This window comes from Candidatus Coatesbacteria bacterium, assembly GCA_014728225.1.
Classification (GTDB): domain Bacteria; phylum RBG-13-66-14; class RBG-13-66-14; order RBG-13-66-14; family RBG-13-66-14; genus WJLX01.
On sequence record WJLX01000076.1, the window covers coordinates 1 to 15,095 of the forward strand.

The following is a 15,095-nucleotide window of genomic DNA, read 5'->3' on the forward strand; positions in this document are numbered from 1 at the left end:
ACCCCACTTTTGCATCACCCGCCCCGTTTTCGGCCAAAACGCCGAAGACGGGGTGTTTTACACGTTCCCAACAGCTCTGCCCGTCATTGGTCGAACCGCAAGGAGAGAATACTTCCTGAAGCTCCCGCCGGGCTTCATAGTCCAGGCCCAACCAGAGCTCGTCGGGATGGTCTAAGATGCGAAATGCGAAGGAGATATGCCCCTCGATATCGAGGGGTTTTTGTTTGAGCAACTGATCGAATTCTTACGAAGAACGCAATTGTTACTAGTCTTTACGCTACTCTATAAGCAGATATATTATATGATGTTGTGTATTGGTTGCCGCTTAATATAATAAAGTCTTTATGATGGATAGCTCTTATGGTTGAAACAGGCTGTGAAATGCAGACGACTTTTGTTGATCAGGCTACACATATATTGACAGTGTTTACATCGTAAAACTCGACCCTCTCGACAGTAAGTGTTTTACCAAAAAGAGGATGAGTGGATTCTCCAGTCAACTCATCTCAATCATGCCGGGCTGGGACCTGTTTGCGCGGTTAAGCCTGTGCTTCACGGATAATTGGGAAGCGCTCCCCCGGCGCAGTTCACCAGATCTGCACGGTGGGATCAGGCGACCAGCCATATGTTCACCAACACCGAACCGAACCGACATTCGCGTCGGCCCGCAGCGATGAGTATCAGCGCAAGCATGCGGGAACTGTGATATACTCCCCGGCGTAGATATCTGCGAAAGCCAACAAGGAAACCGCCGTGCTCGTTATTCTCTGTTTGTTGCTGTTGAGCGTTCCCGCCCTGGCTCAGGGTGGGACCTGAGGCCCATCAGGTCTGTGCGGCGAGGACTTCGTCGTCTTGCTGTGGGTCGCCGGCGCCGTGGTGTTGTATTCGCTGATCCGCTGGCTGGTACGGCTCAGGCGGCGCCGTTGATCGATCAGTCCTAACCGGATAGCAAACGGGACGGCCCGTGGGCCGTCCCGTTTGCTTATCGTGCTGGAGAGTGCTTTAACGCTCGACGATCACCCGACGGGTCAGGGTGGCGTCATTGGTCTGCAGGCGGATGAGGTAGATGCCGCTGGGGGTCGCGGCGGAATCCCAGGTGACGGTGTGGCGGCCGGCGGGCAGCTCGCCCTCGACGGGCTGGGCCACGCGGCGACCGGCCAGGTCGTAGACCGCCAAATTGACCGGCGAGTCGTCGGCCAGTTCGAACTCCACGGTCACCCTGCCGGCTGCCGGGTTGGGGTAGGGCTCGGCCAGACGATCGATACGGATGCCGTCGCCGGAGGCGTAGTCGACCTCCAGGGGACCGACGAGGGTGCTGTGACCGTCGACCTCGGTGAGCTGGACGTAGTACAGATAGCTCGCTCCGTTGTCAACGTCACGGTCGAGGAAGCGGTAGTAGCGGTCGCCGCCGTCGAGGGGCGTCTCGTTGAGGGGCGTGGTCGGGTTGCGATCGCCCCGGGAGAGGACCCAGCCTTCGACCAGCTCGCCGTCCTGGCGATAGACGTTGTAGGAGGCGTACTGGCCGGGGTTGTCGACGCTCCAGCTCAGCAGGACACCCTCCTCGCTAGAGGCGGCGTCGAGGGTGGTCAGCTCGGCCGGGGTGTCGCCCTGGGGCGTCAGCTCGATGTTGTCGAAGTAGAAGCCCTCGCGGACGTTGGAGGAATCGGAGTAGAAGCGGAAGCGCAGTTGGCCGACCAGGCCGGCGAAGTCGCCGAAGTCGTAGGTGTGCTGCTCCCAGCCGTACTTGTAGCCGCTGTAATCGTCGATCAGCGTCCACTCGCGGCCGTCGCCGCCGAAGAGCAGCTCGCAGCCGTCGTAGTTGGACTGGGTCTTGTAGCTGGTGTAGAGGGACAGCTCCGGGCTGTCGATCCCGACCAGGATCAGGAGCGAATCCAGGGTGCAGTCCATGTCGTTCTGGTAGTCGCCGTTGCCGTAATCACCACATTTCCAGCTGTAGACGCCGTCGTAGTTGTTGTAGCTCTCGAGGTGCCACATGTCGCCGTCGCCGCTGTGGGTCCACTTGTCATCGCCGTCTTCCATGTAATCGGCGAAGCCCCAGACCGAACTGACGCCGATGGGGATGCTCCAGTCCTCGGTGTAGCCACCGTCCTCCTCGACGTGCAGCTCGAGGTAGAAGACGCTGGGCTCGGGACAGCCGGTGTCGATGGTGATCTCGAAGGGGTAGGGCGAATCCTCGGTGTCGCCGGAGCCGACGGTGCCGAAGTCGATGGTGTCGACGTCGACGACGACCTCGGGATCGTTGGAGGTCAAGGTGGCCGTGGTGTTGGTGGCGTCATCGCCGCCCAGGTTGAACAGGCTGAGGTTGATCTCGGCGTGTTCGCCCGGGATCAGCATCGAGTTGCCGTCGTGGTCGCCGACGGTTTCGTAGCTCGACAGACGCAGATAGGCGCCGTCGATGGCGCCCCAGAGACTGATCAGGTCGCCGATGCCCGAGTAGTCGTTGTACTGCGGGGTTTCGCTGGCTGTATCGTGAGCCTCGGCGTAGAGGAAGGCTTCCTCGGCGGTAACGACGCCGTCGTCGTTGTCGTCGGCGTCGACGGGGTCGCCGTCGAGCTCCCAGGGGTTGGCACCGGGCTCGTTGCCCGCCACGGCGGCGGTCCAGTAGTAGACGTACTCGTCGTACTTGTAGTCCGGACCCATGGCCCAGGAGTACTCGTCGTCGGAACAGGCCGTCGAGATGACCACGTTGGAGATGCCGTCGACATCGTCGACGAAGCCGCCGGAGAAACACTGCTCCATGGTGACGATACACTGGGCGAAAGCGATGTCGTCGAGTTCGTCGGCGAACTCGTCGTCGGCCAGCTCCTGGTAGTTCCACAGATTGAGATAGGAGTTGGGCGCACCGTCGGAGCCGCCGTGGTCCGTGGTGAAGATGAACAGGGCGTCATCTGCGGTCAGATTGGTCTCCAGCCAATCCATCTGGTTGAAGATGTTGGTCCGGGTGCAGGACAGGCTGTAGTCGTCGTCGCCATCCTGATCGAGGTCGAGGTCCGAGCTGGAGCCGTCGGACTGGTCGCCGGCCGGGTTGTCGCCGTCGGACATCAGCACGATGATGTTGTTCTCATCATAGCCGTAGACCTCGATCAGCGTGGTGTAGATGTAGGACATGTCGTTCCAGTAGCGGGTGTAGTTCGAGTACTGGCTGGCTCCGCCGGACATCAACAGGGCGTAGTTGTCGCCGGCGCGGGAGGCCGGTTCGGGCAGCAGGCCCTCCAGGCGGGCCGCCGTGCGGGCGATGGCCTCGGGGTCCGGATAGCGGTTGCCCGGATCGAGGAAGGCCCACTTCTCCGGGTCGGTCAACTCGCTGAGGGCGCCGTAGACCTCGTCCTTGGGCGGCGTGCTGACATCGTAGACCGTCAACCGGCCGGCGTCGTCGACGAAGACGGCTCGAGCCGGGTGTTCCCAGTTGGCTGCCGGAACGTCGTCGATGAAGACAAAGTGGGCGCCGCCGGCGGGTACGCTCAGGCTGGTATGCCAGAACTCCACCGCGCCGGACTCCAGATAGTCGGGTAGCACGTAGACGCGCCTGCCGGCGGTGTCGCCGTCGAGAAGCTGCTCGACGGCAACCTGACCGGCGGCGACGGCGTCCAGGGCCAGAGCGGCTCCCGCCGTTATGAGCACAATAAAAATAATGGCTTTTCTCATCGGTACTCCCAAGGTTGGTTTAGTTGAGGGGTGGAAAAGACCATGAAAACGCTAGTAAAAAACATGCCCCCTGTCAAGGCCGGGGGCGCCGACGGCCAAAGCAACCGCCCCGCGGAACGGTCGATCGATAATCCGCTGTGCGGGTCATCAACTGAATACGGTTGATAAACCGGCGACGACGTTTGAAAAACGTGTACCTGACGGGGGGTTGAGCCATCGAGGCCCAGCCGAGACCAGGCAACGCCGGAACCGGCACGGTTTTTGCGGAGGCGGACAGTTATCGTCGCTCCAACGGTCGCCGAGATGCAAAAACCGTGCCGGTTCCGGCGTTGCCGGTGATTACGAACGGAATGCTTATCAAAGGTCGTCGCCGGTTTAGGCGTCAAGGAGGAGTTCACGAACGGCGGCGAGGGCCTCGGGGAGTTTATCGGGTTGGGAGCCGCCGGCCTGGGCGAAGTCGGGTCGTCCGCCGCCGCCGCCGCCGACGATCCGGGCGGCGGTCTTGACCAGGCGGCCGGCGTTGAGGCCGCGCTCGACCAGGTCCGCGGTCACCCCGCAGGCCAGGACGGCCTTGGAGCCCTCGACGGCGGCGAGAAGGATGACGGCGGAGCCCAGTTGTTCCTTGAGCTTGTCGACGGTGCCGCGCAGGGCCTTGGCGCCGACGCCTTCGAGACGGGTCAACAGGGCGGTGACGCCGCCGATCTCTTCGGCTTCGGCGGCCAGGTCGCGTCCCCCGCCGCCGCCGGCCAGGCGCTCCTCGAGCTCGGCGATGCGCTTGTCGGCCCGCTTGTTGTCCTCGAGCAGGGCTTCGACGCGTCGCCGGAGCTCCCGGGGGGGCGTTTTGAGCAGTTGGGAAACATCTTCGAGCAGCCGCTCCCGCTCCCTGATGTACTCGACGGCGGCCGGACCGCAGACGGCTTCGAGGCGGCGCACGCCGGCGGCCAGGGCCGAATCCTCGACGATGAGGCAGCTGCCGATCTCCCCCGTGGCGCAGACGTGGGTTCCGCCGCAGAGCTCGCGGGAGTAGCCGTCGACGCTGACCATGCGCACCTCGTCGCCGTACTTCTCGCCGAACAGGGCCACGGCACCGGCGGCCCGGGCTTCGTCCAGGCTCATGACCTCGCGGCGGACGGTGTCGTCGGCGACGATCTTCTCGTTGACCAGGCGGGTGACCTCGTCGAGTTCGGCGGCGTCGAGGGCTTTGGGGTGATTGATGTCGAAGCGCAGGCGCTCGGGTCCGACCCAACTGCCGGCCTGGGTGGCGTGCTCGCCCAGCACCTTGCGCAGGGCCCAGTGCAGCAGGTGGGTGGCGGTGTGGTGGGCCATGGTCCGACGGCGGCGGGCCTCGTCGACGGCGGCGTCGACGGTCAGGCCGACCTCGAGTTCGCCGGAGCGCAGCTCGCCGAGGTGCAGGTGGGCCTCGCCGATCTTGCGGGTGTCTGTGACGACGAACAGGGCGCCCTCGGGGGTGGTCAACTCGCCGCTGTCACCGATCTGGCCACCGCCCTCGGCGTAGAAGGGCGTTTCCTCGAGGACCACGGCGCCCTGGGCGCCGGGCTCCAGGCGCTCGACGGGGGCGTTGTCAGCGTCGAACAGGGCGCTGATCCGGGCCCGCTGGGCGAAGGTCTCGTAGCCGGTGAAAACCGTTGTCAGACCCTCGACCCGGGGCTCGTCGCTTTCGGAGTAGAAGGTCGACGCGGCGCGCGAGGTTTCCCGGGCCTGCTCCAGGGCGGCCTCGAAGCCCGCCAGATCGACCTTCAATCCCCGCTCCTCGGCCATCACCGTCGTCAGGTCTACGGGGAAGCCGAAGGTGTCGTAGAGCTTGAAGGCCTCCTCACCGGACAGGGTGTCGCCGCGCAGGTCGGCTGTCAGCTTCTCGAAGACGGCCATTCCCTCGCCGATGGTTTCGAGGAAGCGTTCCTCCTCGTGTTCGATGACGGCGGCGCAGCGTGGCGCCTCATCAATCAGCTCGGGGTAGCTGCTTCCCAGGACGCCACCGACGGGCTCGATCAGGCGGTGGAGGAAGGGCTCCTCGAGGCCCATTTCGAAGCCCAGGCGACCGGCCCGGCGCAGCAGGCGGCGCAGGACGTAGCCCCGGCCGGTGTTGGAGGGGTAGACGCCCTCGGCCAGGGCCACGGTCAGGGCCCGGGCGTGATCGGCGACGGCCCAGAAGCGGTGGCGGTGCTCGGGGTCGTCGGGATCCGCACCGGTCAGGGTCGCCGCGGCCTCGATGATCGACCGGAAGAGGTCCGTAGCGTAATTGTTGTCGCAGCCCTGGAGGATGGCCGTCAGGCGCTCGACGCCCAGGCCGGTGTCGATGCCCCGGTTCTTCAGCGGCGCCAACTCGCCGTCCTCCTGCATGTCGAACTGGGGGAAGACCAGGTTCCAGTACTCGACGTAGCGGTTGCACTCGCAGCCCGGCCCGCAGTCGGGCTTGCCGCAGCCGTACTCTGGTCCGTAGTCCCAGTAGAGCTCGGAGCTGGGACCGCAGGCGCCGGTCCGGCCCGCCGGACCCCAGAAGTTGTCTTCTTCGCCCAGGCGGACGACGCGCTCGGCGGGTAGGCCGACGACCGCGGTCCACAGGCGGTGGGCCTCGTCGTCGTCGGTGTAGACGGCGGCGTAGATGCGCGACGGGTCCATGCCGTAGACCTTCGTCGACAGCTCCCAGGCCCAGCGGACGGCCTCCTCCTTGAAGTAGTCGCCGAAGGAGAAGTTGCCCAGCATCTCGAAGAAGGTATGGTGACGCGGTGTCCGGCCGACGTTCTCCAGGTCGCTCAGGCGGAAGCACTTCTGCAGCGAGCAGGCCCGCGGCGGCTCGAAGGGCACCGGGGCCAGGCCGGCGAAGTAGGGCTTGAACTGGACCATCCCCGCCGAGTTGAACAGCAGGGTCGGATCGTCCCGCGGAACCAGGGGGGCCGAGGGGACCTCGGTGTGGCCGCGCTCGATGAAGAAGTCCAGATAGGTGCGCTTGATCTCGTGGCTGGTGGGCATTGTTATCGCTGGGGGTTGGGGGTGGTGTCCGTGACGGGGGGTGATTATAGCACGCGGGGCGGGATAATGCGGGGGCGGGGCGCGGCGCGTCCGCCGGGCGGCTTATCTTTGCCGTACGTAGGGCGGGGGCTCCGCCCCCCGCCGCGAATGTCAAAGGGGCGCGGTTCGGCCTTGGCGAATAAACGGCAGGGACGCCAGTCCCCGCCCTACAGGACTGGCGATTTACGGCGGGGGCGACCCCGCCGTTGCTAAACATCCTTGTAGGACGCCCCCGGCCGGTATACCGTCGGGGCGGGTTAAATCTCGCCCGTGTGCCGCTATATCAACAACTCGTTACCGATCGACGACCCGCCCGACGACCATCCGGCGGCTGAGCGCCGCGCCTTGCGTCTCCAGGCGCAGCAGATAGACCCCGGCTGATGCAGCGGCGCAGTTCCAGGCGACCTCGTGCCGCCCGGCGGGCAGCTCGCCCTCGCTCAGGGTCGTCACCCGCCGCCCGGCCAGGTCGTAAACGGCCAAGCTGACGCGCTGGGCCTCGGGCAGCGTGAAGGCGACGCTGACGCTTCCCGACGCCGGGTTGGGATACGGTTCATCGAGGCTCAGCCGCTGCGTCTGCTCCGGCACGACGACGGCCGCCGTCGGCCCAAATCTTTTTACATAGCCATCGCTATCCGTTGCCTCTATCCAATATACGTAGCTCCCGCCGGGGGACACGTCCCGATCCAGCCAGCGGCGGGTCGCGCCGTCCAGCGAGCCGCTGACGGCGACAGGATTCTCCGCGCCCCGCAGCACCCGGAAGGCGGCGGGAAGCTCGACGTCCACGGCCCAGACGACGATTACACCGTCATCGGCGGGCGACGCCGCCAGCTCGACGCCGTCGAGGCCGACATCATGGGGTACGTAGAAGCTCCAGGTCTCATTGGACCAGGTCTCTTCGTAGCCGTCCCAGGCCCGGACCTTCCAGTGGTAGATGGTGTCCGGGTCCAGCTCGGCGTCGCTGAACTGGTACTCGGAGTCGATCAGGCCGGTGAGCTCTTCGTGAGGATCGAAGTCGTACTCGGTGGAATACCAGAGGTCGTAACTGACGGTGGGATAGTCCGGGGCGTCCTCCCAGTCGCACAGGGGAAAGGCTTCCACGGCGGAACCGTCACTGGGAGACAGCAGCGAAAAGGCCGGGGGAGGGGTGTTGTACCAGGCGTATTTGAGAATATGGCCGTCATCGTCGTAATAGGAAATGCAAGGCTTGTCGGCGTCATCGAGCGCCAGGGAGGTGTATCTGCCTGCATTTCCGCCCGATTCAACCGTCTCGAAGACCCAGTTCGAGCCGTTCCAGTGGGCGTAATCGAGTTCGTAGTTTGAGCTGTTAGAGTTGTCAGAGTAAGAGATGTGAGGATTGTCGCTGGAATCCAGCCTCAGTGATGTGTAAAAACCTACATAACCTGCCGAATCCACTGTCTCGATCTCCCAGCTCGCACCGTTCCAACGGGCGTATTTAAGGTCCCAGCCAGAGTAGTAGTGGTACGAGATGTGGGGATTGCCGCTGGAATCAATGTCCAAAGAGGTGTACAGACCTACATTACCTCCCGAGTCCACCGTTTCGATCTGCCAGCTCGCGCCGTTCCAGCGGGCGTACTTGAGATCATCGTACTCGCTGTCATAGTAGGAAATATGCGGATTGCTGGATTCATCCAACGCCAGGGAGGTGTGGCTACCTACACGATCCGCCGCGTCCACCGTCTCGATCACCCAGCTCGAACCGTTCCAGCGGGCGTATTTTAGATCTTTGTTGGTCCAGTCGTAGTACGAGATGTGCGGGTTGTCGCTGTAATCAAGCGCCAAAGAGGTGTACTGACCCACCTCACCTGCCGCGTCCACCGTCTCCATCTCCCAACTGGAACCGTTCCAGCGGGCGTACTTGAGATCGTCGTTGGTGTCGTCGAAATACGAGATGTGCGGGTTGCCGCTGGAATCAAGCGCTAAAGAGGTGAACTGACCCACCTCACCTGCCGAGTCCACCGTCTCGATAGTCCAGCTCGAGTCGCTCCACTGGGCGTACTTGAGATTTATACCGACGACGTCAAAGTACGAAATGTGTGTGCTCCCACGGGAATCCAGCGCCAGGGAGGCGTATGTGCCTAGATAGCCACTCGAGTCCACCGTCTCGAGGCACCACTGGTCGGCGGTGACGGGCAAAACAAACACTAGGGCCAACAGTAACAAAAGCAACTGCTTCATTATCCGCCCCCGTTGAGGTCGTCTGCCGCTACAAAAAAGAGGCTAAAATAAATACTCTTACTATTATAATAGTAATGGTTTTTGCATTTGTCAAGAAGGAAGGAAGGAAGAAAGACGGGCCCACTGTGCTATACTGTAGTTGTCGCAGCATCAGTTGTCGCAGCATCGGGGATGAACGCCATGCCGCTGAACCTGGCCACCTGCCGCCACATCTTCGAGGAGACCCTGGCGCTGCTCCAGCCGCGCTCGACGCCGGGTGAGCTGGAGCTGCTCGAGGAGGCCTACCTGACGGCCGCCGAGGGCCACGGCCGCCAGCGGCGCTACTCCGGCGATCCCTACCTGATCCACGTCGTCGAGGTCGGGCACATCCTGGCCCAGATGGGGGCCGACGCCGAGACGGTGGCGGCGGGGCTGCTCCACGACCTGCTCGAGGACACCGGCGTGGCGCCGCGCAGGATCAAGGAGCACTTCGGCCCCGACATCTACCACATGGTCCAGGGGGTCACCGAGGTCGAGAAGGCCGAGCGGGCCGACGATGAGCGCGGGGGTCCCTCGGCGGACGCCGAGGCCACGCTCAAGCGCCTGCTGTTGGCCGCCAGCCACGATCCCCGGGTGTTGCTGATCAAGCTGGCCGACCGGCTGCACAACATGCGCACCGCCCAGCACCTGCCCGAGGACAAGCGCCGGCGCAAGGCTCTCGAGACGCTGGAGATCTACGCCCCGCTGGCCCACCGGCTCGGTGTGGCCAAGCTGCGCTGGGAGATGGAGGACCTGGCGATGATGTACCTCCATCCCGAGGTCTACGACGACATCGCCCGGGAGCTGCACAAGCGCAACCAGGCCCGCGAAGAGCTGGTGGGCGCCGTCAGCGACAAGCTGCGCGCCAAGCTCGACGAACTGGGTATCGAGGCCACCATCTTCGGCCGCTCCAAACACATCTACTCCATCTACAAGAAGCTCCAGCGCAAGCAGAGCAGCCTCGAGGAGCTGCACGACCTGGTCGGCGTCCGGGTGATCACCCGGGAGACCGCCGACTGCTACAGCGTTCTCGGTGTGGTCCACAGCCTGTGGCGTCCCGTGTCCGGCAGCTTCCGCGACTACATCGCCAACCCCAAGCCCAACCTCTACCAGTCACTGCACACCGCCGTGCTGGACGACGAGGGCCGCCGGGTCGAGGTCCAGATCCGTACCGAGCGGATGAACTTCTTCGCCGAGTACGGCCTGGCCGCCCACTTCAGCTACAAGGGCGACGCCGAGCTGACCCTGCTGATGGATAACGAGCTGGCCTGGCTGCGCAAGATCGTCGACTGGGAAAAGAAGGCCGCCAACGATCGCACCTTCGCCAGCGCCGTCAAGGTAGACCTGTTCAGCGAGCAGATCTTCGCCATCACCCCCAAGGGCGACCCCGTCGATCTGCCCCGGGGCTCGACGGTGCTGGATTTCGCCTTCCGCATCCACACCGACCTGGGCCGGCACTGCAGCGGCGCCCGGGTCAACGGTCAGCTCCAGCCGCTGACCTATCGCCTGGCCGCCGGCGACCGGGTCGAGATCCTCACCCGTCCCGAGGCCCACCCCCGGCCGACATGGCTGCGCTTCGTCAAGACCGCCAACGCCCGCCAGGCCATCCGGCGCTGGCTGCGCGAACACCCCCAGCACTCCACCCGGCCCAACCGCACTCTGGTGCGCCTGTACACCAAGGGCAACCTCGAGCTCTACCGGCGCCTGCTGGACCGGGTTCTGCACCAGCCCGAGATGGAGCTGACCAAGTGCTCCTATACCCGCTTCGGCCATACCAACATCATCCTCAAGGCCCGGGTGCCCGACACCGATGAACGGCCCGCCGAGCAGGCACGCTGCCTGGAACGCCTGACCGCCGAGTTCCCCGGCCTGACCTTCGACGTCAAGCGCTGACCGCGCCGGGTGACCCGGGGAGCCTCTGCTCCCCGGCCCCCGGAACCGGCACGGTTTTTGCAGCTTCAGCACGTTTGGAAGTCCGCTGTGCGGCGAGTCCGCAAAAACCGTGCCGGTTCCGGGGGCGGAGCGTGCGGTGCGCCCCCGGCGGTTTTCGGTTCTCCCCGGGGCCGGGTGAAACACTTGAACCTGTCACGAGAGTGTTGATGGAGCAGCCTTATCGATCATTTGAGCTCGGTCCGGCCCGGGCGTTGATCACCGAACGCGTCGAGCCTGTCCCGGCAGCGCCCGAGGAGCCGGGGCTTCGCGCCCTGGCCGCGGTCGAGCCGGCGGCGGTTCTCGTCCGGGTCCACCAGGTCCACGGCGAGCGGTTATACCACGCCGCCGGTTCTACGGCGGAGCCCTATCCGCGGGCCGACGCCGTGGCCGTCGAGCGGCCCCTGCTGGCGGCGGCGGTGTTGACGGCGGACTGCCTGCCGCTGTTGCTGGCCGACGGGGCGGGTCGGGTGGTCGCCGCCGTCCACTGCGGCTGGCGCGGCGTCTACGGGGACATCGCCGGCAAGGTCGTCGCCGAATTGTCCGAGCGCTACGCCGTCGAGCCCGCGGGCCTGCACGGACACCTGGGTCCGGGAGCCGGCCCCTGCTGCTACGAGGTTTCGCCGGAGCTTGCGAATCGGTTCGCCGAGCGCTGGGGCGCGGGCTGCGTCATCGAGGGCGCCGGGCCTCGACCCCACCTCGACCTGCCCGGCCTGGTCCGGGAGCAACTGATCGCGGTGGGGGTGCGCGGTGAGCTGATCAACGGCGGCGGGGAGTGCACCATCTGCGGCGGGCGCTGGTTTTCCCACCGCCGCGGGGACGCGGGCAGGATCATCAGCGCCGTCTGGCTGCCGGAGGGTTAATCGGGGTTTGCCTTTGTCGCGGCTTTATGCGATGCTGAAAGGCGTTCTTTCGTTTTTTTCCGACCGCCCAGCCGAGCGAAGTGATAACCGATGCGAAGTGATAACCGAATGAAGAAGCTGCCCACGGATCTGGATGCTTTGCACCGCGCCGCCGAAGGCGGGGTCCGCAAGCCCGTCGTCGCCGGGCGTTTCTACCCCGCCCCGGCCCGGGCCCTGCGCCGGGAGGTCGAGGGCTATCTGCGCGACAGCGGCGTCGATCCCCTCCCCGGGGTGCGGGCCCTGGTCAGCCCCCACGCCGGTTATCCCTATTCCGGCCCGGTGGCGGGAGCGGCCTTCGCCGCGGTGGAGCGCGGCGGTTACGACCGCGTCGTCGTCATCGCTCCCAGTCACCAGTACGCCTTCGAGGGCGTCTCCGCATATCTCGGCGAGGCTTACGAGACCCCCCTCGGGCGGCTGAAGGTCGACCTCGAGGCTCTGGCCCGTTTGGCGGGCGAGCTGGGAACCCTGGCCCACCATCCGCGGGCCCACGCCGCCGAACACGCCCTGGAGGTCCAGTTACCCTTCGTCCAGGTCGCCTTGGGCGACGTCGGCCTGGTGCCCCTGGTGATGGGAGATCAGGGTAAACCGACGGCCCTGCTCCTCGGCGAGGCCCTGGCCCGGACCTTTCCCGATGAACGGACCCTGGTGGTGGCCTCCAGCGATCTGTCCCACTACCACGAGGATTCCGTCGCCCGGGTTCTCGACGGCGTGCTGATCAGTCACGTGCGTTCCTTCGAACCCAAGGGTTTGCTGGAATCGATCGACGCCGGTCGCACGGCGGCCTGCGGCGGCGGCCCTCTGGCCGCGGCGATGTTTTTCGCCCGCGCCGTTGGTGCCGCGAGTTCCCGGGTGCTGTCCTACGCCACCTCGGGCGACACCTCGGGCGACCGCAGCCACGTGGTGGGCTATCTGGCGGCCGTTTTTCACGGTGCTCAAACCGAAACCGACGATCATGATCTGGACCGTCTGGAGCGCCGTGAGCTGCTCAGCCTGGCCAGGCGGGCCCTCGAGGCTCACTTCGCCGGCGACGAGCCACCGGAGCTGACCAATCCCAGCCGTCGGCTGCGCCAGAAACGCGGCGCCTTCGTCACCCTGACCAGGCGCGGCAACCTGCGCGGCTGCATCGGCTACATCCACGTCGAGCGTCCGTTGTGGCGGGTGGTGCGCGAGATGGCGGTGGCCGCGGCCACGGGCGATCCCCGCTTCGCCCCGGTGCGGGCCGACGAGCTGGCCGAGCTACACCTCGAGATCAGCGTTCTGTCACCAATCGAGCCCCTCGGGGATCCCGCCGACGTCGTCGTCGGCCGCCACGGACTGATCGTGCGCCGTGAGGGACGTTCCGGCCTGTTGCTGCCCCAGGTGCCCGTCGAGCAGGGCTGGAACCGCGAGGAGTTCCTCGATCACACCTGCCTCAAGGCCGGCCTCGAAGCGGGTTGTTGGCGTGAGGGCGCCGAGCTGTACTGCTTCACCGCCCAGGTCTTCGGCGAATGAGCCGCCGGGCGGGAACCTCTTCCGACCCGGCGGCGTAGTTGTCGCGGCCGCCCGTCAAGCCGCCGCGCCGATGCCCTTGCGGTTTATCCTCAGTCGTGTATAATCCCTCCGGTCGCCGCGGCGGATTGTCATTCGCCGCCGGCGGCTTTTGACCCCGGGTCCGGCGAGACCCCAGCCACCAAGCGATCAATGGCCGGTAAAACCAAAGCGAAACCCCTGATCATTGTCGAGTCGCCGACCAAGGTGCGCACCATCGAGCGCTACCTCGGCGGCGACTATCGGGTGGCCTCCAGCAAGGGGCACATCCGCGATTTACCCAAGAGCAAGCTCGGGGTGGATCTGACCGACGGTTTCGCGCCGACCTACAGCGTCATCCCGCGCAAGAAGAAGGTCGTCGACGAGCTGCGCCGCCAGGCCCGCGGGGCCAAGGTCTATCTGGCCTGCGACCCCGACCGCGAGGGCGAGGCCATCTGCTGGCACCTGGCCCAACTGATCGACGACGGCGCCGACCTCTACCGCATCACCTTCAACGAGATCACCAAGAGCGCCGTGCTCAAGGCGCTGGAGAATCCGGGGCGTATCGACCAGGCCCTGGTGGACGCCCAACAGGCCCGGCGTATCCTCGACCGCCTGGTCGGCTATCAGGTCTCGCCGATCCTCTGGAAGGCCGTCCGCCGCGGCCTGTCCGCCGGCCGGGTCCAGTCCGTGGCCCTGCGGCTGATCGTCGAGCGCGAGCTGGAGCGTGAAGCCTTCCGGCCCGACGAGTTCTGGATCGTCACCGCCGCCCTCGAGGTTCCGGGGGACGAGGTCGTCGAGGCCGAGCTGTTGCGTCTCGACGGCGAGAAGGCCCGCCCGACGAGCTGGGACCAGGTCCGAGAGTTGCTCTACGAGCTCCACGAGGGCGACTGGAAGGTCAAGCGCTTCAGCAAGCGCAAGCATAAGCGCCAACCCCAGCCCCCCTACATCACCAGCACCCTGCAGCGCGACGCCTCGACCCGGTTGGGCTTCAACCCCAAACGCACCATGCGCGCCGCCCAGCGGCTCTACGAGGGCGTCGAGCTGGGCCGACGGGGTCAGGTCGGCCTGATCACCTACATGCGCACCGATTCGGTGCGCATCTCCGACGAGGGCCTGGCCAAGGCCCGGGACTGGATCGAGCAGCACCATCCCCAGTACGCCCTGAAGCAGCCGCGGACCTTCAAGGGCAAGAAGGGAGCCCAGGACGCCCACGAGGCCATCCGGCCCACCGACCCCGCCCTGGAGCCCGACGAGATCGCCAAGTATCTGGAGCCGGACCAGCGCAAGCTCTACGAGTTGATCTGGGGCCGCTTCCTGGCCTCGCAGATGGCCCCGGCCGTCTACGACAAAACCCAGGCTCGCATCGCCTGCGGGCGCGCCGAGTTCTCGGCCAAGGGCTCGGTGCTGCGCGACCCCGGCTTTCTCACCGTTTACCCGGATCCGGGGCGCTCCGAGGACAACATCCTGCCCGTCCTGGCGGAGGGCGACGAGCTGACCCTGGCCTGGCTCGACGGCCGACAGAAGTTCACCCAGCCGCCGCCGCGCTTCAAGCCCGCCAGCCTGGTCAAGGAGCTGGAGAAGAGCGGCATCGGTCGACCCTCGACCTACGCCGCCATCCTCTCCACCCTGATGGAACGCAACTACGTCGTCAGCGGAGCCAACCGCGCCCTGGTGCCCACGGAGTTGGGCCGCCTGGTGATCAAACTGCTGCTGGTCGGTTTTCCCAAGCTGCTCAAGGTCGATTTCACCGCCGAGATGGAGCGGGAGCTCGACGAGATCGCCCAGGGCGAGAAGGACTGGCGGGCCGTCCTGGACGAGTTCTATGAATCCTTCCGCCCCGAGCTC

7 protein-coding genes are annotated in these 15,095 nt (G+C 65.5%); 4 read left to right on the top strand and 3 right to left on the bottom strand.

All coding sequences use genetic code 11. The features are described from left to right. Positions 1-1,002: 1,002 nt before the first annotated feature. From GF399_05450 to GF399_05460, 3 genes are all read right to left on the bottom strand, one after another. Positions 1,003-3,666: a T9SS type A sorting domain-containing protein gene (locus tag GF399_05450; GenBank protein ID MBD3399760.1), complete on the bottom strand. Its 2,664-nt coding sequence runs from the start codon at positions 3,664-3,666 to the stop codon at positions 1,003-1,005. A 375-nt stretch (positions 3,667-4,041) separates the two neighbouring features. Beyond that, positions 4,042-6,657, bottom strand: a complete 2,616-nt coding sequence (gene alaS, locus GF399_05455; protein ID MBD3399761.1) for an alanine--tRNA ligase — start codon at positions 6,655-6,657, stop codon at positions 4,042-4,044. A gap of 333 nt (positions 6,658-6,990) precedes the next feature. Beyond that, on the bottom strand, positions 6,991-8,892 hold the full coding sequence (locus GF399_05460; GenBank protein ID MBD3399762.1) for a T9SS type A sorting domain-containing protein: 1,902 nt from the start codon (positions 8,890-8,892) through the stop codon (positions 6,991-6,993). A 171-nt stretch (positions 8,893-9,063) separates the two neighbouring features. On the opposite strand from GF399_05460, the gene GF399_05465 reads away from it, so the two are divergent. The 4 genes from GF399_05465 to topA form a co-directional block, all read left to right on the top strand. Continuing rightward, complete coding sequence (locus tag GF399_05465) at positions 9,064-10,803, top strand: RelA/SpoT family protein (protein ID MBD3399763.1); 1,740 nt, start codon at positions 9,064-9,066, stop codon at positions 10,801-10,803. Between the two features lie 206 nt (positions 10,804-11,009). After that, a complete protein-coding gene (locus tag GF399_05470; GenBank protein ID MBD3399764.1) occupies positions 11,010-11,702 on the top strand; it encodes a laccase domain-containing protein in 693 nt (230 codons plus the stop codon). Positions 11,703-11,792: 90 nt separating this feature from the next. Next, complete coding sequence (amrB, locus tag GF399_05475; GenBank protein ID MBD3399765.1) at positions 11,793-13,232, top strand: AmmeMemoRadiSam system protein B; 1,440 nt, start codon at positions 11,793-11,795, stop codon at positions 13,230-13,232. A 189-nt stretch (positions 13,233-13,421) separates the two neighbouring features. After that, positions 13,422-15,095 (top strand): type I DNA topoisomerase (topA, locus tag GF399_05480; GenBank protein MBD3399766.1); only part of this gene is annotated, 1,674 nt, incomplete at its 3' end.